This is a genomic window from Vibrio mimicus CAIM 602 (assembly GCF_000338875.1).
GTDB classification, from domain to species: domain Bacteria; phylum Pseudomonadota; class Gammaproteobacteria; order Enterobacterales; family Vibrionaceae; genus Vibrio; species Vibrio mimicus.
The window spans coordinates 25,111-45,797 of sequence record NZ_AOMO01000037.1; the positions used below are offsets into that span (position 1 = coordinate 25,111).

19 protein-coding genes and 1 pseudogene are annotated in these 20,687 nt (G+C 47.1%); 11 read left to right on the forward strand and 9 right to left on the reverse strand.

Annotation, left to right across the window (positions count from 1 at the left end; all coding sequences use genetic code 11):
• Nucleotides 1–4 precede the first annotated feature (4 nt).
• The 5 genes from D908_RS07235 to tatC all read left to right on the forward strand — a co-directional run bounded on the left by D908_RS07235 (nt 5) and on the right by tatC (nt 3,787).
• A complete protein-coding gene (locus D908_RS07235; protein ID WP_005525269.1) occupies nt 5–610 on the forward strand; it encodes a ubiquinone biosynthesis accessory factor UbiJ in 606 nt (201 codons plus the stop codon).
• The gene (ubiB, locus tag D908_RS07230; protein WP_000801137.1) at nt 607–2,241 is read left to right on the forward strand and encodes a ubiquinone biosynthesis regulatory protein kinase UbiB; all 1,635 of its coding nucleotides are present in this window, start codon (nt 607–609) and stop codon (nt 2,239–2,241) included. The genes D908_RS07235 and ubiB overlap by 4 nt, the downstream gene beginning before the upstream one ends.
• 57 nt (nt 2,242–2,298) lie before the next feature.
• A complete protein-coding gene (gene tatA / locus D908_RS07225) occupies nt 2,299–2,547 on the forward strand; it encodes a Sec-independent protein translocase subunit TatA (RefSeq protein ID WP_000508971.1) in 249 nt (82 codons plus the stop codon).
• A gap of 3 nt (nt 2,548–2,550) precedes the next feature.
• Nucleotides 2,551–2,958 (forward strand): Sec-independent protein translocase protein TatB, encoded by a 408-nt coding sequence (gene tatB / locus D908_RS07220; protein WP_000459628.1) that lies wholly within the window; start codon nt 2,551–2,553, stop codon nt 2,956–2,958.
• A gap of 79 nt (nt 2,959–3,037) precedes the next feature.
• Nucleotides 3,038–3,787, forward strand: a complete 750-nt coding sequence (tatC, locus tag D908_RS07215; RefSeq protein ID WP_005525271.1) for a twin-arginine translocase subunit TatC — start codon at nt 3,038–3,040, stop codon at nt 3,785–3,787.
• 70 nt (nt 3,788–3,857) lie between these two features.
• Here tatC and dinF read toward each other — a convergent pair whose 3' ends face one another.
• The 3 genes from dinF to lexA form a co-directional block, all read right to left on the reverse strand.
• Nucleotides 3,858–5,204 carry an MATE family efflux transporter DinF gene (gene dinF / locus D908_RS07210; RefSeq protein ID WP_005525273.1) on the reverse strand — a complete coding sequence of 449 codons (1,347 nt, stop codon included), beginning with the start codon at nt 5,202–5,204 and terminating at the stop codon, nt 3,858–3,860.
• A gap of 79 nt (nt 5,205–5,283) precedes the next feature.
• Nucleotides 5,284–6,096 (reverse strand): class I SAM-dependent methyltransferase, encoded by an 813-nt coding sequence (locus D908_RS07205; protein ID WP_005525275.1) that lies wholly within the window; start codon nt 6,094–6,096, stop codon nt 5,284–5,286.
• 84 nt (nt 6,097–6,180) lie between these two features.
• Entirely contained in the window at nt 6,181–6,810 is a 630-nt protein-coding gene (gene lexA, locus D908_RS07200; protein ID WP_000803689.1) for a transcriptional repressor LexA, read from the reverse strand.
• Nucleotides 6,811–7,131: 321 nt separating this feature from the next.
• Between lexA and plsB the strand changes: the two genes are divergently transcribed.
• Nucleotides 7,132–9,558, forward strand: a complete 2,427-nt coding sequence (plsB, locus tag D908_RS07195; RefSeq protein WP_005525277.1) for a glycerol-3-phosphate 1-O-acyltransferase PlsB — start codon at nt 7,132–7,134, stop codon at nt 9,556–9,558.
• A gap of 90 nt (nt 9,559–9,648) precedes the next feature.
• Here plsB and ubiA read toward each other — a convergent pair whose 3' ends face one another.
• Both ubiA and D908_RS07185 read right to left on the reverse strand, forming a co-directional pair.
• Nucleotides 9,649–10,503, reverse strand: a complete 855-nt coding sequence (ubiA, locus tag D908_RS07190; protein ID WP_005525279.1) for a 4-hydroxybenzoate octaprenyltransferase — start codon at nt 10,501–10,503, stop codon at nt 9,649–9,651.
• Nucleotides 10,504–11,043 carry a chorismate lyase gene (locus tag D908_RS07185; RefSeq protein WP_032467641.1) on the reverse strand — a complete coding sequence of 180 codons (540 nt, stop codon included), beginning with the start codon at nt 11,041–11,043 and terminating at the stop codon, nt 10,504–10,506.
• Between the two features lie 203 nt (nt 11,044–11,246).
• Between D908_RS07185 and D908_RS07180 the strand changes: the two genes are divergently transcribed.
• Nucleotides 11,247–11,657 carry a flagellar basal body-associated protein FliL gene (locus tag D908_RS07180; protein WP_005525283.1) on the forward strand — a complete coding sequence of 137 codons (411 nt, stop codon included), beginning with the start codon at nt 11,247–11,249 and terminating at the stop codon, nt 11,655–11,657.
• Nucleotides 11,658–11,737: 80 nt separating this feature from the next.
• Here D908_RS07180 and glpG read toward each other — a convergent pair whose 3' ends face one another.
• The 3 genes from glpG to D908_RS07165 all read right to left on the reverse strand — a co-directional run bounded on the left by glpG (nt 11,738) and on the right by D908_RS07165 (nt 14,435).
• Nucleotides 11,738–12,574, reverse strand: a complete 837-nt coding sequence (glpG, locus tag D908_RS07175) for a rhomboid family intramembrane serine protease GlpG (protein WP_005525285.1) — start codon at nt 12,572–12,574, stop codon at nt 11,738–11,740.
• Nucleotides 12,575–12,580: 6 nt separating this feature from the next.
• A complete protein-coding gene (gene glpE, locus D908_RS07170) occupies nt 12,581–12,901 on the reverse strand; it encodes a thiosulfate sulfurtransferase GlpE (protein ID WP_005525289.1) in 321 nt (106 codons plus the stop codon).
• Nucleotides 12,902–13,667: 766 nt separating this feature from the next.
• Nucleotides 13,668–14,435, reverse strand: a complete 768-nt coding sequence (locus D908_RS07165; protein WP_005525291.1) for a TatD family hydrolase — start codon at nt 14,433–14,435, stop codon at nt 13,668–13,670.
• Nucleotides 14,436–14,610: 175 nt separating this feature from the next.
• On the opposite strand from D908_RS07165, the gene hemB reads away from it, so the two are divergent.
• The 4 genes from hemB (at nt 14,611) to spfP (ending at nt 19,898) form a co-directional block, all read left to right on the forward strand.
• Nucleotides 14,611–15,654, forward strand: coding sequence for a porphobilinogen synthase (hemB, locus tag D908_RS07160; protein WP_000116554.1), 1,044 nt, complete (start codon nt 14,611–14,613; stop codon nt 15,652–15,654).
• Between the two features lie 64 nt (nt 15,655–15,718).
• Nucleotides 15,719–16,153, forward strand: a complete 435-nt coding sequence (locus D908_RS07155) for a GNAT family N-acetyltransferase (RefSeq protein WP_005525293.1) — start codon at nt 15,719–15,721, stop codon at nt 16,151–16,153.
• A 687-nt stretch (nt 16,154–16,840) separates the two neighbouring features.
• On the forward strand, nt 16,841–19,657 hold the full coding sequence (gene polA, locus D908_RS07150) for a DNA polymerase I (RefSeq protein WP_005525294.1): 2,817 nt from the start codon (nt 16,841–16,843) through the stop codon (nt 19,655–19,657).
• A 193-nt stretch (nt 19,658–19,850) separates the two neighbouring features.
• Nucleotides 19,851–19,898 carry a small protein SpfP gene (gene spfP, locus D908_RS23280; protein WP_438356636.1) on the forward strand — a complete coding sequence of 16 codons (48 nt, stop codon included), beginning with the start codon at nt 19,851–19,853 and terminating at the stop codon, nt 19,896–19,898.
• A 470-nt stretch (nt 19,899–20,368) separates the two neighbouring features.
• On the opposite strand, the pseudogene D908_RS07145 reads toward spfP, so the two are convergent.
• Nucleotides 20,369–20,687: pseudogene (locus D908_RS07145) on the reverse strand (IS4 family transposase); the annotation flags it as partial.

The window sequence follows — 20,687 nt, forward strand, 5'->3', positions numbered from 1 at the left end:
GACCATGCCATTGTCTCCTCTACTGACCGCGGTGATTGAAACCACGCTCAACACTCTGATTAGTGATGATCCCGCTTTAGGCCGCAAACTGCTGCGCCTGAAAGGCAAAGTGATTTCGCTGCATCTGCGTGAGTTAAATCAATCCCTGACGTTTGTGTTCAGTCAGCGCATTGATGTGATGACGGGCTTTGAAGGCCAACCTGATTGTTATCTGGCGTTGAACCTCTCGATTCTTCCCCAGCTGCGTGAACAGGCCAACATCACTCGTCTTATCAAGCAAGATAAGCTGGAACTGGAAGGTGATATCCAGTTGGCACAAAAGTTTGCCGAGCTGATGACCGATTGCAAACCAGATGTGGAAGAGTGGCTATCGCGTATCACCGGTGATGTCGTGGCACACAGCTTAGTGCATGGTGTAAAAAGCGTTGCCAATGCAGTGAAAAAGCAAGCACGTAAACATCAAGACCACTTAGCACAGGTGCTCACTGAAGAGTGGCGTATCGCGCCGCCGCCATTGGAAATTGCCTATTTCTGCGATCAAGTGGATGAAGTGAAAAGTCAGGCCGCGCGCTTAGAAGCGCGTCTTAGCCAGCTATTGGAAAAAGCATGAAACCTGCAGAGCTGAAACGTTTATACCGCATAGTTAAAGTTCAACTCGAATATGGCTTGGATGAGTTGCTGCCTGATCATCATCTCACCCGAGCGCCTTTGCTTGCGCGTAAATCTCTGTTCTGGCTGCGCAATCAACACACCGATAAGCAGTTAGGTGAGCGCTTACGTTTGGCACTGCAAGAGCTGGGTCCTGTGTGGATTAAGTTTGGGCAGATGATGTCGACCCGTCGCGACTTGTTCCCACCGCATATCGCCGATCCATTGGCGATGTTGCAAGATAAAGTTGCCCCGTTTGACGGTCAGCAAGCAAAGCAACTGATTGAAGAAGAACTCGGCGCGCCGTTGGAAACGTGGTTCGATGATTTTGATATCAAACCATTAGCCTCTGCTTCGATTGCCCAAGTGCACACTGCCAAGCTGAAAAGCAACGGTCGAGAAGTGGTGCTGAAAGTGATTCGCCCTGATATTCGTCCACAAATCGATGCGGATATCAAACTGATGTATCGCGTGGCACGCATTGTGGCCAAAGCGCTGCCGGAAGCACGCCGCTTAAAGCCAGTGGAAGTGGTACGCGAATACGAGAAAACCTTACTCGATGAGTTGGATTTGCGCCGTGAAGCGGCGAATGCCATTCAACTGCGCCGCAACTTTGAAGGCAGTGAAGAGCTATATGTGCCAGAAGTGCTGACGGACTTCTGTAATGAAACTGTCATGGTTTCTGAGCGAATATATGGCATCCAAGTTTCTGACTTGGAGGGGCTGCGCGCCAACGGCACCAATATGAAGTTATTGGCGGAACGTGGCGTGAGTGTGTTTTTTACTCAAGTGTTTCGCGACAGTTTCTTCCATGCTGACATGCATCCGGGCAACGTGTTCGTGAATCCTGACCATCCTGAGAATCCGCAGTGGATCGGTTTGGATTGTGGCATAGTCGGTACGCTGAATAGCGAAGATAAGCGCTATCTGGCCGAAAACTTCCTCGCCTTTTTCAATCGTGACTATCGCCGTGTTGCTGAGTTGCATGTGGATTCTGGTTGGGTACCGGCTGATACCAATGTGGATGAGTTTGAAGTCGCCATTCGTATTGTGTGCGAACCGATTTTTGCCAAACCGTTGTGCGAAATTTCATTCGGACACGTGCTACTCAACCTCTTTAACACGGCACGCCGCTTCAATATGGAAGTGCAGCCGCAGTTGGTTTTGCTGCAAAAAACGCTGCTTTATGTCGAAGGTTTAGGGCGTCAGCTCTATCCGCAACTAGACTTATGGCAGACCGCCAAGCCATTTTTAGAAAAATGGATGGCAAACCAAGTTGGACCACAAGCCTTATTGCATGCACTGAAAGAGCGTGCTCCCTTGTGGTTTGAAAAAATGCCTGAGCTGCCAGAATTACTGTATGACAGCTTAAAGCAAGGCCGTACTTTGAATCAGCGTTTGGACAGCCTTTATCAAGGTTATCGACAATCAAAACGCCAGCAGGGCACGGGAAAGTTTTTGTTTGGTGTTGGAGCCACATTAGTCGTATGCTCGGCGATATGGGTCACCAACCAGTTAGAACCTTTAGCGATCGGTAGCGCGACCATTGGTGCGTTATGTTGGCTATTGAGTTGGCGGGCTTATCGTCAGTAGCGAGTGTCGCTCAGAGAAGCTCGAAGATTTGTTCACACATAACCCGAGGTAAAAAAGATGGGTGGTATCAGTATTTGGCAACTTCTTATTATTGCAGTTATCGTGGTATTGCTGTTTGGCACTAAGAAACTGCGTGGTATTGGCAGTGACTTGGGCAGCGCGGTAAAAGGCTTTAAGAAAGCCATGTCGGAAGAAGAGTCAAACACCACAGCAAATCAAAAAGATGCTGATTTCGAAACGAAAAACCTTGAGCAGCCAAAAACCAATGCGTCTGCTGAAGTGAAAAAAGACAAAGAGCAGGCATAAATCGTGTTTGATATCGGTTTTTGGGAACTGGTATTGATCGCTATTGTGGCGCTGGTGGTGCTAGGTCCTGAGCGATTACCTCATGCTATTCGCAGTGTGGCAAAGTTTGTGTCTGCTGCGAAAAGCATGGCGAATAGCGTGAAGGATGAGTTAGCGCATGAGCTGAAAGTGCAGGAGTTGCAAGAAAACCTGCGCAAAGCCGAGCAGATGGGGATGCAGAACTTATCACCTGAACTGCAAAAATCGGTTGAATCACTCAAGCAAGCCGCGCAGGAAGTACAGCGTCCTTACGCTGTGACACCAAGCAGCGAAACCACATCCGGTTCTGCCAGTGGCGACACCAGTTCTGCCCCTGAGCCTGATGTGCGCCTCGATAGTGCACCGCAACCGGCTGAAAAAAAGGCCGACTAAGCTGTCTTTACAAAGAGTTATCCTGAGTTTTCGAACTAAGATGTGATAACTCTTTTTTGATCTGTTACATGAGGTTTGCATGTCTTCCGTTGAACAGACCCAACCGTTGATCAGCCATTTACTGGAATTGCGTAATCGCCTACTCAAAGCGGTGGCCGCGGTTATCGTGGTATTTATTGGCCTGATCTATTTCTCGAATGAGATTTACGAGTTTGTCTCGAAACCTTTAGTGGATCGACTCCCTGAAGGGGCAACCATGATCGCCACTGATGTGGCATCACCGTTTTTCACACCTTTAAAGCTGACGCTGATTGCAGCTGTGTTTGTCTCCGTTCCGTTTATTCTTTATCAGGTATGGGCATTTGTCGCACCTGGGCTGTATAAACACGAACGGCGCTTAATCTTCCCATTGTTGGTTTCCAGTTCACTGCTGTTTTACTGCGGTGTGGCTTTTGCCTACTTTGTGGTGTTTCCGCTGGTGTTTGGATTTTTCACCGCGATTTCACTCGGTGGTGTTGAGTTTGCGACCGATATCGCGAGTTATCTCGATTTTGTACTGGCGCTGTTTTTAGCCTTTGGTATCGCGTTTGAAGTGCCAGTGGCGATTATTCTGCTGTGCTGGACGGGGGCAACTACGCCTAAGAGTCTGTCGGAAAAGCGGCCATACATTATCGTTGGTGCGTTTATAGTTGGTATGTTACTGACGCCGCCGGATATGATTTCGCAAACGCTGCTCGCGATCCCGATGTGCTTGTTGTTTGAAGTTGGTTTGTTCTTTGCTCGTTTTTATACTCGTGACGAACCCGATGAAGCGCAAGAAGACGAATAAAGTCATGGTACCAATGATGGCGTAAGAGATTGATGAGAATAGGGGGGCACATTTTGTGCCCCCTATTTTTTTACCTATGCTGCAAGAAGGTGCTAGCGCGCCATTGGGTAGCTAAAGCAATGCCAAGTGTCACGCCACGCAGCGCCATAAAGCTGAGCATGGCAAGCCAAAGTGCATGATTGCCGTAGCTTGCACTGAGCCAATAAGCCACAAAGAAAGCCACCGCGGAGATTGCCATACTGTTTCGCATCTCCTTGCCTTTGGTCGCGCCGATAAACACACCATCCAATAAAAAACACCACACCGCCACCAAAGGCATCGCTACCAGCCAAGGTAGATAGATTTCTGCCGTTGTTTGGACGCTCGGAATGTTAGTGATCATTTGGATTAGATCCGATCCAAAGCCTAAGAAGATCAGGCTGAGGAGCAAACAGATCATGGTAGCCCAAAAGGTACTGCCAATCATGGAACTACGCAGTTGGCGATCATCCTTTGCGCCAATCGCTTTGCCAACCATGGCTTCCATCGCATAAGCGAATCCATCCATGCCGTAGGAAATCATCATCAAAAAGCTCATCAATACTGCATTCGCTGCTACGGTTTCGTCACCTAGTGCTGCACCTTGAAAGGTCATAAAGCTAAACACGGCTTGCAGACAGAGTGAGCGCAGGAAGATGTCGCGGTTGAGCGCCACTAAACGGGAGAGTTCTTTCGTTAGAGACGAGATGAAAGAGAAGGGGGCTGGAAGCTGCTGCTGTCGCCAGTAACGAACCACACAAACCAGTCCAAATAGCAGACCTGCATAATCCGCGATAACAGAAGCGATGGCGGCACCCTCGACTTTTAGTCCTAGTCCGAGTACGAACAGTAGATCGAGCACAATATTGGTGAGGTTGGTGATGATCACCATCCACATCGGTGCTCGGGCATTTTGGGTACCGAGTAACCAGCCAAGCAGTACAAAGTTAAGCAAGGCGGCTGGGGCACTCCAAGCACGAATGTAGAAATAGGCTTCAGCGTAGGTTTTGACTTCGCTGCTGGCATCGCTGAAGTGAAAAATCAGTCCGGCAACAGGGCGGTGAAACAGCAAAAACAGCGCGGCTAAACCAAGAGCAATGACGCTGCCTTGCAGTAAAACTCGACCAAGCTGCTGTGGATTTTGCGCGCCATGCGCTTGGGCGGTTAAGCCTGTTGTCGACATACGTAAAAAGCCGAGTAGCCAGAAAGTCACACTGATCATAGTGCTACCCAGTGCCACGCCGCCTAAATACCAAGCGTGTTCGAGATGACCGATAACCGCAGCATCGACCAAGCCAAGCAGCGGAACGGTAACGTTAGACAGCACCATAGGCAACGCGAGCGCCAGCACTTGGCGATGCACGCTCTGCTGTTTCAGAGTCTGGATAATCAGTGACACACAAAAAACCTCAACGATGACTTGTGGTTAGTGTAACTGAGTGGGGATGGTTGGGCTATGGCATGACCGAAATGGCGAGTTACCAATCTACGTTGACGAGAACTGGTGTTAAGCGAGTCTTGTAGATGCCGGAACGTGCAATGGCGCGTTGCCAGAATTTCCAGCGGTCACAGTGGCGATCGAGTGGGGAAAAGGTACGTACCGATTTCGCCCACGGCAGACAATTCATAATGGCATCACCAACACAGGTAAAACCATGCGCATAGGCTTCGCAGCCGAGTTTTTGGCCTAAATAACTGGAGGTTTTATCTCCCGCGACCACGAGACAAGCACGGGCTTTGGCAAAATGTAGCCCGATAGAGCGCACAAAGCGCGCCACTTGTTGTGCATCACAATCGAGTAAAGCGTGTTCGCACACTAATAGAACGGGAGCAAATTCAGGAATTGGCAGTTCCGCGAGTCCTTGTGGTTGCATCACATCACCACATACGAGTTGATAGCGCTCACTACGGTGAAACAGCTTTTCACGCCATAACAGGTTTTCAGTGATATCCCATTCAATCCAGTGGCAGCGGCCGTTATCCACCCGATAAAAGCGAGTGTCGAGACCTGCGCCGACATTAATAATCCAGCCATCAGGATGATTATCGAGAAAGTGGCGAACTTGTTGGTCACAAAGCTGAGTTAGCGTGACATGCAGTAACTGCTTTTGTGCGATATCCCCAGTTAAGCACTCTTGCGCTAACGCGCAACGCCTACAGGCATTGGCTGCAATCGGATCATAGACCAAGCCATTATCAACCAAGCTTTCTCGGCTGCGTAACCAAAGTGGCTGCACTAAATTGGTGGGGACGTGGTATTGGTCTGAAGTAGGTGAATCTGAGTGACGCATGCTCATCTTCCTATACTGGGATAGGAAGATGATAATGAATCTCAAATAAGAAGGCAAGTTGTTGAGAATTTATCTCAACAATGTTTACATCCAGTTGCTGTTGCGAATTACGCCAACCGCAATGCCTTCAATCGTGAGGGATTGAGCGGCTAAATCGACTTCGATTGGTGCAAACTCTTCATTTTCCGCATGCAGAAAAACTTTGGAGCCTTTGCGCTCAAGACGTTTCACTGTGACGTCATCTTCAACGCGCGCCACAACCACTTGGCCATTACGTACATCTTGTGTTTTGTGAACGGCTAGGAGATCGCCATCGAGGATACCGATGTTCTTCATACTCTCGCCATGCACACGCAGCAGAAAATCGGCTTGCGGGCGGAACATGCTTGGATCGACTTGGTAATGCGCTTCCACATGTTCTTGAGCGAGAATGGGTTCACCAGCGGCAACGCGGCCAATCAAAGGTAAGCCAGTTTCGGCCTCTTCTTCGTTCGCTGCATTGTCGATGAGGATTCGGATCCCGCGTGAGGCACCTGGAACCATCTCAATGACTTGTTTACGAGCAAGCGCTTTGAGGTGTTCTTCAGCCGCATTGGCCGAACGAAAACCCAGCTCTTTGGCAATTTCGGCGCGGGTTGGGGGCATTCCGGTTTCATCGATCTTACTTTTGATCAGATCAAACACTTCTTGTTGGCGTGGAGTTAACGGCTTCATGAGTCACCTGTCTTTTTATACAGTTGACTGTGAGTATATCCAGTGCAAAGAGAATTGCAAAGCCAATTGCTTGTTTTTTGTGTGATTGTGAGATTAGCCACTTACCTGAGTGCTTACTGGAAGCTTGTCGCGTAAAGCTCTGCTGTTCTATTCAGCTCAGAAATGCTGCGGATGTAAGCAATAAAATTAAAAGGTTTGACCAGTTTCTGGTATTCTTGGCGCGCAAAAAAAACAATACCGCACGATGGTGCACTCTCACGCTGGCCGTTAGAGAGGAAGTACAGTCGGGCTTATTTAAAGAATCTTGAGGCTTTGAACTCTATGTCTTCAGGACACCTATTATCCCGTTCACTATTGAAATTGCCGATGTCGGTGCTGGTGAAAGGGACGGCGATTCCGTCTAATCCGATCAAAGATCTGGATATCGATACTCAAAAACCGGTTATTTACGCCTTACCATTTCGCTCAAACGTCGATCTGCTGACGTTGCAAACTCACGCTAAAGAAGCTGGGCTACCAGATCCGCTGGAGCCTCTGGTCGTCAATGGCAAATCTTTTCAGCGTTATGTGTTTATTGCATCACGCCCGACGCTGCTCAATAGTGATCAGCATGTGCCGAATGAATCTATCGCGCTGTTTTCTGAGCTGCTGACCGAGCATAAGCTCGACAGTGAGCTGGATGTACAAGTGATCCCTGCGACGGTGCTGTGGGGACGCAAGCCGGGCAAAGAAGGGCAAGAGAGACCCTATTTGCAAGCCTTGAATGGTCCGGAAAAGGCGATTGCTGTACTGGCTTCTGGCCGTGACTGTTTGGTGCGTTTTAGCCCTGTCGTTTCGATGCGTTACATGGCGGATACTCACGGCACCGATGCGTCGATTGCACATAAGTTGGCTCGTGTAGCACGCATTCACTTCTCACGGCAAAAACTGGCGGCGTCAGGCCCTAATTTGCCGCAGCGTGCGCAACTGTTTGCTCGTTTGATGAATTCACCAGCGATTGAAAAAGCCATCGCGGACGAAGCGAAATCTAAGCAGATCCCGCTCGAAAAAGCGCGCAAAGAAGCACACGACATTTTGGATGAGATCGCGGCGGATTTTTCCTATTCGCTAGTGAAAAAAGGTGATCGCATCTTAGGTTGGCTGTGGAACCGCATCTACCAAGGTTTGAACATCAATAACGCGGCGACTGTGCGCCGTTTAGCTCAAGATGGTCATGAGATTGTCTACGTGCCTTGTCACCGTAGTCATATGGATTACTTGCTGCTTTCTTATGTGCTGTACCATGAAGGTATGGTGCCTCCGCACATTGCCGCGGGGATTAACTTGAACTTTTTCCCGGCGGGGCCGATTTTCCGTCGCGGTGGTGCGTTTTTCATTCGTCGTAGCTTTAAAGGTGCGCCACTCTATTCAACGATTTTCCGTGAATACCTCGCTGAGTTGTTTGCGAAAGGTTATTCAGTGGAATACTTCAGTGAAGGTGGCCGTTCGCGTACTGGTCGCTTGTTGCCAGCGAAAACAGGCATGTTGGCGATGACCATTCAAGCTATGTTGCGTGGCCTGAATCGTCCAGTGACTTTAGTACCTGTCTACATCGGTTATGAACATGTGATGGAAGTGGGTACTTACGCCAAAGAGCTACGAGGTAAACGTAAAGAGAAAGAGAACGCCGGTTTAGTACTGCGTACTTTGCGTAAGCTGCGCAATTTTGGCCAAGGTTACGTGAACTTCGGTGAGCCGATCCCACTCAACCAGTTCTTGAATGAAACCGTTCCACAATGGACGCAAGATATTGACCCGATGGGCGCAAGCAAACCGCAATGGATGACGCCGACGGTGAATAAGCTCGCCACGCGCATGATGACTCACATCAACGATGCCGCGGCAGTGAATGCGATGACCTTGTGTGCAACAGCGTTGCTGGCTTCTCGTCAGCGTGCCTTGGCGCGTGACAACCTGATTAAGCAGGTGGACTGCTACTTATCGCTGCTGCGCAATGTACCGTATTCTGCGACTTCAACGCTGCCAAGTGATAGCGCAGAAAAGCTGGTTGAACATGCGGAGTCGCTGGATAAGTTTGTGGTGGAAACCGATACCATGGGCGACATTATTTCGCTGGATCGCAACCAATCGATCCTGATGACTTACTATCGCAACAACATTATCCACTTGTTGGCGCTGCCATCACTGATCGCTCAGTTACTGATCCGTCAGCAGAGCGTATCGTTGGAAAAAATCCAAGCGACCGTCGCACAAATTTATCCTTTCCTGAAACAAGAGCTGTTTTTGCGTTTTGAGGAAGACGAGCTAAACGATCTGGTACTGCGCTATGTGGCGGAACTGGCTCGCCAAGGTTTGGTGAGTGTGGAAGGTAAAACCGTCACGCTGAATCAAGCGCAAACTCAAGTGCTCATGCTGCTTGGACGAATTATTTCTGAAACCCTGCAACGTTATGCGATTGCTTTGAACCTTCTGGTGAGCTGCCCACATTTGGGTAAAGCTGAACTGGAAGAGAAGAGTCAGGAAGTCGCACAGCGTCTTGGCCGTTTGCACGGCATTAATGCGCCTGAGTTTTTTGATAAAGGGGTGTTTGCTTCGTTATTCGTGACGCTGCAAGAGCAGGGATATTTGGATGAGCAAGGCCGCTGCGTGTTAGAAACTGCGAAGCCACTCTCTCGTCAGCTTTATGCGCTGATCTACCCAGAAGTGCGAATGACGATTCAAGAGAGTTTGTGTCAGGTTGACGCTTAAACTAAGCGTAGCGAGAGCTCTCCAGTAAATAGAACTAAATGAAAAAGGCATCCGATGGATGCCTTTTCTTTTTGCCTTTATTTTGAATGGTTACCAGACACTGAAGAGTATGCCGGCAGTGATCGCCATGCCGACATAGTTGTTATTCAGAAACGCCTGAAAACAAGGCATGCGCTCACGATAACGGATCAGATGTTGCTGATAGGCAAACAGTCCGGCTGCGACTAACAGACTCCAGTAGTAGCTTGCGCTAAGTTCTAAACCTTGACCTAAAGCGACCAGTAACCCTAAGGTGGCCAACTGTAGCAGGCCGATGATGCGCTTATCCCAACGACCAAATAAGATCGCGGTGGATTTAATGCCAATCTTTACATCATCATCTCGGTCAACCATCGCGTATTGCGTATCGTAAGCAACCGTCCACAGGGCATTAATCAGAAAGAGTACCCAAACTTGTGGTGGTAGTGTATCCGCTTGAGCTGACCAAGCCATGGGAATTGACCAACTGAACGCCAAGCCCAGCACCAATTGAGGCAGGTGGGTAAAGCGCTTCATAAACGGGTAGATAAAGGCTAATAAAATACCGACAAAAGAAAGCTGGATAGTGAGGGTATTCATAGTTAACACGAGCAAGAAAGCCGTGACTGCAAGGACGACAAACAGCAATAACGCTTCTTTTGCCGAAACTAACCCAGCAGGCAGTGGGCGTTGGCTGGTGCGTTTCACATGGCCATCGACATGGCGATCAGCGAAATCGTTGATGACACAACCGGCGGAGCGCATCAAAAATACGCCTAGCACAAACACAACTAATACGCGGACATCCGGTAAGCCTTGAGCGGCTAAAAGCAGTGCCCACAGAGTAGGCCAAAGCAATAGTAGGGAGCCAATAGGGCGATCCATACGCATCAGTTGCCAGTAAGCACGCGCTTTTACAGCGGTCATTTACACTCTCTCCTTAGAGTAAATCGGGGATGTAGCGAGAAACAGTTCAGTGACCAGCATAGGTTTATGATTCATCCATAAACGAGAACGACGAGCTAATAGTCGTCCCAATTCTGTCTCTACCCAACCCACTTGCAGTGCATCTCGCTTAACATTATCCGCACTAAATACGGTTAGTCCTAGTGGAATTTGCCCTTGTTGCGTCAAATCGTACTGTTGCTGGAGCATGGATGAGCGAGGAATTAAGGTGTGGCCGAATACCCAAGGTTGTTGGTCGCCGTGGATAATGACCTGGCGCAGAAGATATTCTTCTGGATGAAGTAGCTGCAATTCATCATAGCTCAGTGAGTCGGCAGGCATCATTTGGTTGCTCAGGAGGTCAACAGTAAGTTGGTCACAGTGGGTTGCCATTAAACGCGACAGCGAGCCTTGCTCAAGCAGCCAGCGCTGGGCTAAAGGGTCAGGAAACTCAATATCATCAGGGTGTTGCCAGACAACCTGATTGAGAGCAGCTAAATAGAGCGAAGTTAATTGATTCATACTAATATTCAATTTGACGCTTTACCCGATTATCCTTCTTACCTGCAACTCCAAGTAGTTTGGGTATACAATAAAGCTCAGATTTTGATTCCAAACCAAAAAGTTCGAACGCGGAAAGCATTTTATTTACCAAATGGATGCTCTATTGTAACAAGACTCCAGCGATTCGAGTATTGAGAACAGAATAAAGTGCAGATAGAAATATGCTAAAACGTTATGTCGTCCAAATAATGCTCGCTTTGAGCTTGATGCTGTCTTTTGCCAGCCACGCTGAAGATCCACCAGCAGTGCCTCAACTGGCTTATTTCACTTTAGAGCCTGACCTGACTACCAATTTTTTTACCAAAGGTAACAAACTGGGTTATATCCAAGTTCGCATCGATATTATGGTGGCCAATGCGGCGGATCTACCAGTCATTGAGAAGCATCAGCCACTGATTCGAGATGCCGTAGTTGAATTACTGGGTAAGCAAACGGAAGACACCATCAAGTCGTTAGCTGGACGTGAAGATCTGCGTAAGTCGCTAGTGAGCCGTCTTAACAATATTTTATTGCCAGAGATTGGCCGTACCGTGATTGCTGATTTGTTGTTCACCAAATATATTTATCAGTAATTTGGGATTCATTAATCAATGGATTTATAACGAAAAAAGCGGCGAAGGCCGCTTTTTTACTCTCTAGACAACCGCAAGAATCATTGCGCATCTTGATTGCGTTTGGTATCCATCCACGCCAAAACCACACCACTGATTAAACCGGCTAAATGCGCGGTGTTGGCAATGGCCATAAAAGGTTGCACGAAGCCGAGTACCAGCCAAATCAGCATAAAACCCATTAATGATCTTGGAATTGATAAGCCAAGCTGTGGTGCACGTTGGCCAAGAACCCACAAATATCCCGCCAAAGCATAAACCACACCAGAAAGGCCACCAAAATTAGCGCCTTCAACCCAGTACTGACCTGCACCAGAAATAATGGCTGAAACAATAAATAGCTTAATGAGCTTTAAGCTTCCAAGGCGCTGCTCAAGATCGCCACCAAATTGCCACCACCAGAGTAAGTTAAAGGCAATGTGCATAACCGAAAAATGGAGCAAAGCGTGGCTTACCCAGCGCCAAATTTGCCATTGTTGACTTGCTTGGGCCGGAAAGTGCAGAGCATTAAATATCGCATCACCTGCGCCAAATGTTTGTAGAGCAAAGATGGCGATACAAAGTGCCATAATAAACAGAGTAAACGCACCTGCTTTGGCTTTTATTAGGCTGAGTAAGTTGGGGGAGGAGTAATGAAATTGGGGGCGTTTCTGATCGGCGACGTCCCACGAAGCGGCTTGATACTTCCGATCATAAGGGTTTTGTAAAAACGCCTGTAGCTCAGCTTGTGCGACATCGACATGTTGATCATGAAGCACCCATAGAGAGAACTGACCACTGGCATCCGGCATCATCTGAATATCGATCTGATGGGCAGCCATGTAATCAATAAAGGCTTGTGCCGTTCGCGGATTGTTCAAGGTGGTCAGTAATTGCATCAATAATTAACTCGCTTCGATGGGAAGATTGGCGCGTTGCCAGGCGTCAAAGCCGCCATCCACACTATACACCTCTTCAAATCCTCGGTTAACCAGATATTGGGCTGCACCTTGGCTGCTGATCCCGTGGTAACAAATCACTAAAACTGGATGATCAAACTCGATTTGCTCCATGAGTTGAGTAATGGACTGATTGGTGAGGTGGAAGGCCGATTTAGCATGAGCGACTTGGAAAGATTGTGGGTCACGTATATCGACTAAACGAGCTTGCTTTTGCTCAATCATGGCTTGTGCGGTGGTGACATCGATATGTAAAAATTGGTCCATAGGTTTGCTCTCATTTGGCATGCTGGTTAGCGCTAAGTGTAACCTATTCAAGCTTGCACAAGTACTGGGCAACAGTAAGGTTATCCACTTATGATTAAAATGACAGCACCTGTGGGTAATCCTGTGAATTGCGTTGATAAAGTGGTTTGAAGAATTTCGATCCACAACATGTAGCGATGATCCTGATTTTGTTGTGGGTAATTTTAAAAGTATCCCCAATCATCATGTACCGAGAAAGCCTTGAAATAGACGCTTTGATGACAGTCCATGAAGAAATTTATCACAGAGTTATCCACAAGTGAGTTGCGCAAAGAGATCCATTTTTCGATCCTGATAGAGATCGAACTCCTAAGAGATTGCTAATAGGCGAGGGAGTTATTGCGAAGGAAAGATAAATCGCGAGTTACCGAGATAACAAAATAGCCTGCATTCACAAGCCATTTTGTTGTCTATTGGTGTGGGTATGGGATTTATTGTGGCTGAGGGGTAACGCTGATTGAAGCTGAGCGAGAGTCACTTTACCTTACGGCGTATGACTATTTGATCTTAATGACGTGTCCGCATTCCTTGCAGATATAAACTTCTTTAATACCAAGTAATCTTTGCCAAAGGGTGCGTCGTTTACGTTGCAAATTATTCGTATGAGTACAATTGAGCATAATATAAAGTTGATTATGAAAATTTGTTGCGCATATTACATTTGTCACATAAAAATTAAAGTGATCTCGGTTCAATAAAAAAATATGCAACCATATTAATAAATCTGTTATTTATTAAGTTTAAACAGTGAGTTAGCGTTGGTCGTGGTAATGTTGCCAACCTCATCGAAAGTGAGTGAATGGAGTTGTGCGATTTTCTCACAAATGAGATGGGTGAACTGTGGCTCATTGCGTTTGCCTCGATGAGGAGCGGGCGCTAAATAAGGGCAATCAGTTTCTAAAATAACGTAATTAAGATCGAGTTGTGGAATTACTTGATCCATTCCGCTGTTTTTAAAGGTACTCACCCCACCAAGTCCAAGGTGAAAACCAAGGTTATTGATCGCTTTCGCTTCTTCAAGCGTTCCACCAAAACAATGAAATACACCACGTAAGCTGCCATCCTGCGCTTGTTTAAGCAGGGCCAAAGTTTCGTTGAGCGAATCTCGCGTATGGATGACCACTGGTAAATCCAGCTCTTTTGCCCAGTTGAGCTGGGTTAAAAAAGCCATCTCTTGTTCCGCTTTGAAGGTTTTATCCCAATACAGATCGATGCCGATTTCTCCCACAGCAACGAAAGAGTGACGAGAGAACCAAGAATAAACCGTTGCTAAGGTTTTCTTCACATTGGCATCCACATAACAAGGGTGTAAGCCCATCATTGAATGACAAAGATCTGGGTAAGCCTTTTCTGTGGCTAGCATTGGCTCAATCGAATTAAGGTCGATATTCGGCATGAGAATTTTTTCAATACCCGCTTGTCTGGCTCGAGCAATCACTTCATCGCGATCATGGTCAAATTCATTGGCGTAGATATGGGCATGGGTATCGATCATGGAAGAATCTCTGTCATCGGTTTGTGGCGAGTATACGTGAGTGTGAGCACGAGGTCATTTTTGGTTTTTTCCTGTTTTGGCGCTAGCATGCCCAGCCGAGAGTGATATGATTTTGCCCAACACTTCCCTCAGCGCCCGATCTTTCAGGCACTGACAACATAAGAAGGAGAGTAGAGTGTCGGTATCCATTCAAGGTCAATTCCCCGGACGTCGTTTACGTCGCCTACGCAAGCATGATTTCAGCCGTCGCCTTGTGGCAGAAAACCAGTTGTCGGTGAACGATTTGATTTACCCGATGTTTATCCTGATGGGTAAAGATCGCCGTGAGAAAGTCGATTCCATGCCGGGCGTAGAACGCTTGTCAATTGATTTAATGCTGGAAGAAGCACAATACCTCGCCAATCTTGGTGTGCCTGCGATTGCTCTATTTCCGGTCGTGAATCAAGATGCAAAAAGCCTTTGTGCAACAGAAGCGTACAATCCGGAAGGATTGGTTCAGCGTGCCGTTCGTGCTTTAAAAGAACATGTTCCCCAAATGGGCGTGATCACTGATGTGGCGCTTGATCCATTTACCACGCATGGTCAAGACGGCATTATTGATGAGCAAGGTTATGTTCTGAATGACGAAACCACCGAAGTGCTGATCAAGCAAGCTCTGTCTCATGCAGAGGCTGGGGCGGATGTCGTTGCACCTTCCGATATGATGGATGGCCGTATTGGCCGCATTCGTCAGGCTTTGGAAGAGGCCGGATACATACATACCCAAATCATGGCTTACTCAGCCAAGTATGCTTCAAATTACTATGGACCATTCCGTGATGCGGTAGGGTCATCTGCTAACTTGAAAGGCGGCAACAAGAAAAACTATCAGATGGATCCAGCCAATTCGGATGAAGCTTTGCACGAAGTGGCAATGGATATCAACGAAGGTGCGGATATGGTGATGGTTAAGCCTGGTATGCCTTATCTGGACGTAGTGCGCCGAGTAAAAACCGAGCTGCAAGTCCCAACCTTTGCTTACCAAGTTTCAGGTGAGTACGCGATGCATAAAGCGGCGATCATGAATGGCTGGCTGAAAGAGCGTGAAACCGTGTTGGAATCTCTACTCTGTTTCAAACGTGCTGGTGCGGATGGCATTTTGACTTACTTTGCCAAAGACGTTGCTCAGTGGTTGGCGGAAGACAACGCGAAAGCGGCGCAATTCCTTGCTAAAAAATAATCCACTTTGAGTGAGATAAAAGATGAAGGCTGACGTAAGTCGGCCTTTTTGTTGGGAGAAAATCATGTTAGTTCGTGAAGGGTCTTTAAACGAAGTCACGCAAATTGTGGCGAAAATAAGCGAATTTGCTAAATCGGAAAATGAGCAGAGTTTGCAGGCTAGGCTAGCAGATAAGCCAAGTTTAGTGCTGGTAGCGGAAAAGGGTGGCGAATTGCTTGGGTTTAAGATGGGGTATGCTCTCGATTCCGGCACATTTTACAGCTGGTTTGGTGGTGTTGCTCCAGCTGCTCGAGGTCATGGAGTGGCGCAACGATTACTCGAAGTGCAAGAGGCATGGGCATTAAAGCAAGGGTATGAGCGCATTAAAGTGAAATCTCGAAATCAGTTTCCAGCCATGTTGCGCTTATTAATAAGAAATAACTATCTCATTGAAGATTATGAAAAAAAAGAGTCTCTCATAGAAAGCCGAATTCATTTCATTAAAGTGCTTAAAAAATAAATGAGACTTTTTCTCATTTAGTTATTGACTATCAAATGAGAACCATTATTATTAACCGTGTCTTAGGGAACAAACGAAAGTTCACAGGACGTTAAGTAACCCTATCGAGGAATCGATGTGTGGTGACTCAACGACCGAACTTAAACAGGTTCTTTTTGACACGACATTGCTCACATTGCTTCCAGTGTAATTTTTTAGCTTTTTGGTAAAGCGAATCAATCAATTGGCTTTGACCTTGTTTGCTAGGCGACATCTTCGGGTGTCGCTTTTTCTTTTTTATTTCGTGGTTTTTTAGTTATCCACTGAAATCATTTTTTATTCTGTCATCAAGTGGACAAGTGATCGCTTTACTGACAATCATCCACTGATGCTGACATGAAGTGAATTGACTGAGTAAAAGGGCAGCGAGTGTCTTTTCCACAATTGACGATCTAAAAAAGATCATTTCACCGCGTGCTGATCTATTTTTTAATCCTTTAAAAACATTAAGTTAAAATTTATCTGCACTCTATTTTTATGATTTTTAAGTGGTCGATAAAAAATCTATAAACAGACTTATCCACAGAATGCCTATCCACATCAGTGAATAGGATATCCCCTGAATCACTCAAAAACGGTAACAACGTAGAATCCCAGCAGTAGTCGTGGCATCCTAAGCTCATTTACTCACGTTTGGATAAACCTTCTATGGCTCGTATACCTGACAATCCGCTGATTTTGATCGACGGCTCTTCTTATCTCTACCGCGCGTTTCACGCTTACCCGGGCACCATGAGTAATGGTGAGATCCCGACGAACGCCATTTATGGCGTAGTGAATATGATCCGCAGCATGATGCGTCAGTTTGCTTCCGATCGTATTGCGGTGATTTTTGATGCGAAAGGAAAAACGTTCCGCGATGAGATGTATGATCAGTACAAAGCGAATCGTCCACCAATGCCCGATGATCTGCGTTGCCAGGTTGAGCCTTTGCATCAAGTGATCCGCGCGATGGGTTTACCATTACTCGCCATTGAAGGGGTAGAAGCGGACGACGTGATTGGAACATTGGCGCGTCAAGCCTCACAAGCTGGCATGCCCGTTTTGATCAGTACGGGCGATAAAGACATGGCTCAGCTGGTGGATGAGAACATTACACTGATTAATACCATGACCAATGTGGTGCTGGATCGTGAAGGCGTGATTGAAAAGTTCGGTATTCCACCTGAGTTGATCATCGACTACCTTGCATTGATGGGCGACAAAGTGGACAACATTCCCGGTGTGCCGGGCGTCGGTGAGAAAACCGCGACAGCACTCCTGCAAGGTATTGGTGGCTTGGAAGACTTATACGCCAACTTGGATAAAATTGCCGCTTTAGGTTTCCGTGGCTCAAAAACCATGGCGCAAAAGCTGGAAGAGAACCGTGACAATGCCAATCTCTCTTACCAATTAGCTACGATTAAATGCGATGTGGAGTTGGAAGAGTCACCACAAACACTGCTTAAGCAGACTCCCGATCGTGATGCACTGATGACATGGTACGGGAAGTTAGCGTTCAAATCTTGGCTGACGGAATTACTCGATGGCGGTACTGGAATTGTGACTGCGGACGAGCAAGCGAAAGCGTCTTCAGTGACAGCGTCAAACGCAGCAAACAATGCGGCAAGTAATGCAGCAGCGATTCCTGAAAGCCCTGCGGCACAGATCGATCGCAGCCAGTATCAAACGATCCTTAACGAGCAAGATTTCAATCTGTGGCTAGAAAAATTGCAGCAAGCCGAGCTGTTCGCCTTTGATACCGAAACTGACAGCTTGGATTACATGGTGGCCAACTTAGTGGGGATGTCGTTTGCGGTCGCAGAAGGTGAAGCGGCTTATCTGCCTGTTGCGCACGATTATCTGGATGCGCCGCAGCAGTTGGATCGCGACTGGGTGATCGCCCAGCTTAAACCTCTGCTCGAAGATGAAAGTAAGGCCAAAGTCGGCCAGAACCTCAAATACGATGCGAGCGTGATGGCGCGCTACGGCGTTGAGTTGCGCGGTATTCGCCACGACACCATGTTGCAATCCTACGTGTATAACAGCGTAGGCGGTAAACATGATATGGATAGCTTAGCGCTGCGTTTCCTGCAGCACAGCTGTATCTCCTTTGAGCAAATCGCCGGTAAAGGCAAAAATCAGATCACTTTTAACCAAATTGATCTGCAAGAAGCCGCTCAGTACGCCGCGGAAGATGCAGATGTGACTTTGCGTTTACATCAGCGTATCAGCCCGCTGATTGAACAAGACAGCAAACTGGCACAAGTGTATCGCGAAATTGAAATGCCGCTTGTTCCTGTGTTGTCACGCATTGAACGCACAGGTGTCATGATCGACGACATGCTGCTCAGTGCTCAATCGCAAGAAATTGCGTTGCGTCTAGATGAGTTGGAAAAAAAGGCGTATGAACTGGCTGGCCAGCCATTCAACCTCAGCTCACCTAAGCAACTGCAAACCATTTTGTTTGAGCAAATGAAGCTGCCTGTATTGCAAAAAACGCCATCAGGTACTCCTTCAACTAATGAAGAAGTGTTACAAGAGCTGGCCTTGGATTATCCACTACCGAAAGTACTGATTGAGTATCGTGGTCTGGCTAAACTCAAGTCGACCTATACCGATAAGCTGCCCAAAATGATTAACCCAAGTACAGGGCGTGTGCATACTTCTTACCATCAAGCTGTCACGGCTACGGGGCGTCTATCATCGACGGATCCAAACCTACAAAACATCCCTGTTCGTAATGAAGAAGGACGTCGCATTCGCCAAGCGTTCGTTGCACCGCATGGTTGGAAAATCATGGCTGTCGACTACTCACAAATTGAGCTGCGCATCATGGCGCATCTGTCGGGTGATCAGGCATTACTCGATGCCTTCCGTGAAGGGAAAGATATTCATGCTGCCACGGCGGCTGAAATCATTGGTGTGCCGATTAAGCAAGTCAGCAGTGAGCAGCGTCGTCGCGCCAAAGCGGTTAACTTTGGTTTGATCTACGGCATGAGCGCGTTTGGTTTGGCAAAACAGCTCGGAATTCCGCGTGGTGAAGCGCAAGAGTATATGGATAAATACTTCGAGCGTTATCCAGGCGTCATGCAGTATATGGAAGACACACGTAGTCGCGCGGCTGAAATGGGTTATGTAGAAACCATTTTTGGTCGTCGCTTACATCTGCCTGAAATTACTTCGCGTAATGGGATGCGTCGAAAAGCGGCAGAGCGAGCCGCGATCAACGCGCCAATGCAAGGTACAGCAGCAGACATCATCAAAAAAGCCATGCTGTTGGTGGATGAATGGATTCAGCGAGAGGGTGATGGTCGTGTCAAATTGCTGATGCAAGTACACGATGAACTGGTATTTGAGGTTGAAGAGTCATCTTTATCCGAAATTGAAAGTAAAGTACAACAGCTGATGGAATCAGCAGCGGAGCTTGCTGTGCCACTAGTTGCTGAAGCTGGGCACGGAGATAACTGGGAACAAGCTCATTAGTTGATTTTTTCAGCGTAATTCATCAGTAATATGAGCCAGCGCACGTTCGCTGGCTTTTTTTTATCACTAAAAAAGTTTACGTGGCTCAGACTGTTATGTTGCTAAATAAAAAATCAGTGAAAAAAAACTACAAAAAAGATTTTCAATTCTGACCAATTGTTGTACATTAACTCTCGTAGGGTACAGAGGTAAGATGTTCTATCTTTCAGACCTTTTGTTTCACGTTATTGGATTAGGCTGATTCAGCCGCCCCAGTCACTATTTGACTGGGGCGTTTTTTATTGGGCGCAATTCAAGTTCTTCAATCTGTTTCGAGTCATATCTTCATATACATTTTTAGCTTACTTAGCGATGTAAGTTGATTCTCATTGAGTTACAAAAAGCACTGCATTCTGTAATTAAACTCCATTCACACTTTTATTATTTCTGGATAAAAACTAAGTATCTAAAAGACCTTGTTTTATCCGAATAAACTTACGTAATCCATTGGTATGTAAGGTTAGACGACTGCCAGTCGCATAATTTTCGTCAGTTTTGTGCTTGCTTGATATTTGTGTGCCTTTGCGGAATGCTTGACGACATAACAATAACAACCGATTTCTCTCCCGTTGCCCCACCAGGATGGTGGGGATTTTGTTTGTCTCAATAGCCTTTCTCATCGCTCAAATGTTTACCTCAAATAAAAAACCCCGCTAAAGCGCTGTCTCTTGATCACATTTCATGCTCAAGAGACATTGCAAGCTCGTAACCTTCAAGGATGGTTTGTAGTTTGAACCATCCTTCCCAAAGTCGCTCCCAGCCCACTATTCCTGTTCGTTTACTATCGTGCCACCCAGCTAATTTCCCTAAGCTAAGATAAGCCCAGCGCACTGTTGGCGCGTGTTTCGGCGGTTTGCTTTTTTCTACCTTTAGCCATAACAATTTCCACGCTTTGTTGCCCAGTAAAGTTTCGCAGCTTTGTTCCTCGGCCACTTCTTGTTGCTGACCAAGATGACGAAGCTGCTGGATCCGCACTGCAATAAACGCCAGA

What these genes read in the sequence shown, in the direction of transcription:
- D908_RS07235 (WP_005525269.1), top strand. Translation starts at nt 5, where the DNA reads ATGCCATTGTCTCCTCTACTGACCGCGGTGATTGAAACCACGCTCAAC.
- ubiB (WP_000801137.1), top strand. Translation starts at nt 607, where the DNA reads ATGAAACCTGCAGAGCTGAAACGTTTATACCGCATAGTTAAAGTTCAA.
- tatA (WP_000508971.1), top strand. Translation starts at nt 2,299, where the DNA reads ATGGGTGGTATCAGTATTTGGCAACTTCTTATTATTGCAGTTATCGTG.
- tatC (WP_005525271.1), top strand. Translation starts at nt 3,038, where the DNA reads ATGTCTTCCGTTGAACAGACCCAACCGTTGATCAGCCATTTACTGGAA.
- D908_RS07205 (WP_005525275.1), bottom strand. Translation starts at nt 6,096, where the DNA reads ATGCGTCACTCAGATTCACCTACTTCAGACCAATACCACGTCCCCACC.
- lexA (WP_000803689.1), bottom strand. Translation starts at nt 6,810, where the DNA reads ATGAAGCCGTTAACTCCACGCCAACAAGAAGTGTTTGATCTGATCAAA.
- plsB (WP_005525277.1), top strand. Translation starts at nt 7,132, where the DNA reads ATGTCTTCAGGACACCTATTATCCCGTTCACTATTGAAATTGCCGATG.
- ubiA (WP_005525279.1), bottom strand. Translation starts at nt 10,503, where the DNA reads ATGACCGCTGTAAAAGCGCGTGCTTACTGGCAACTGATGCGTATGGAT.
- D908_RS07185 (WP_032467641.1), bottom strand. Translation starts at nt 11,043, where the DNA reads ATGAATCAATTAACTTCGCTCTATTTAGCTGCTCTCAATCAGGTTGTC.
- D908_RS07180 (WP_005525283.1), top strand. Translation starts at nt 11,247, where the DNA reads ATGCTAAAACGTTATGTCGTCCAAATAATGCTCGCTTTGAGCTTGATG.
- glpG (WP_005525285.1), bottom strand. Translation starts at nt 12,574, where the DNA reads ATGCAATTACTGACCACCTTGAACAATCCGCGAACGGCACAAGCCTTT.
- glpE (WP_005525289.1), bottom strand. Translation starts at nt 12,901, where the DNA reads ATGGACCAATTTTTACATATCGATGTCACCACCGCACAAGCCATGATT.
- D908_RS07165 (WP_005525291.1), bottom strand. Translation starts at nt 14,435, where the DNA reads ATGATCGATACCCATGCCCATATCTACGCCAATGAATTTGACCATGAT.
- D908_RS07155 (WP_005525293.1), top strand. Translation starts at nt 15,719, where the DNA reads ATGTTAGTTCGTGAAGGGTCTTTAAACGAAGTCACGCAAATTGTGGCG.
- polA (WP_005525294.1), top strand. Translation starts at nt 16,841, where the DNA reads ATGGCTCGTATACCTGACAATCCGCTGATTTTGATCGACGGCTCTTCT.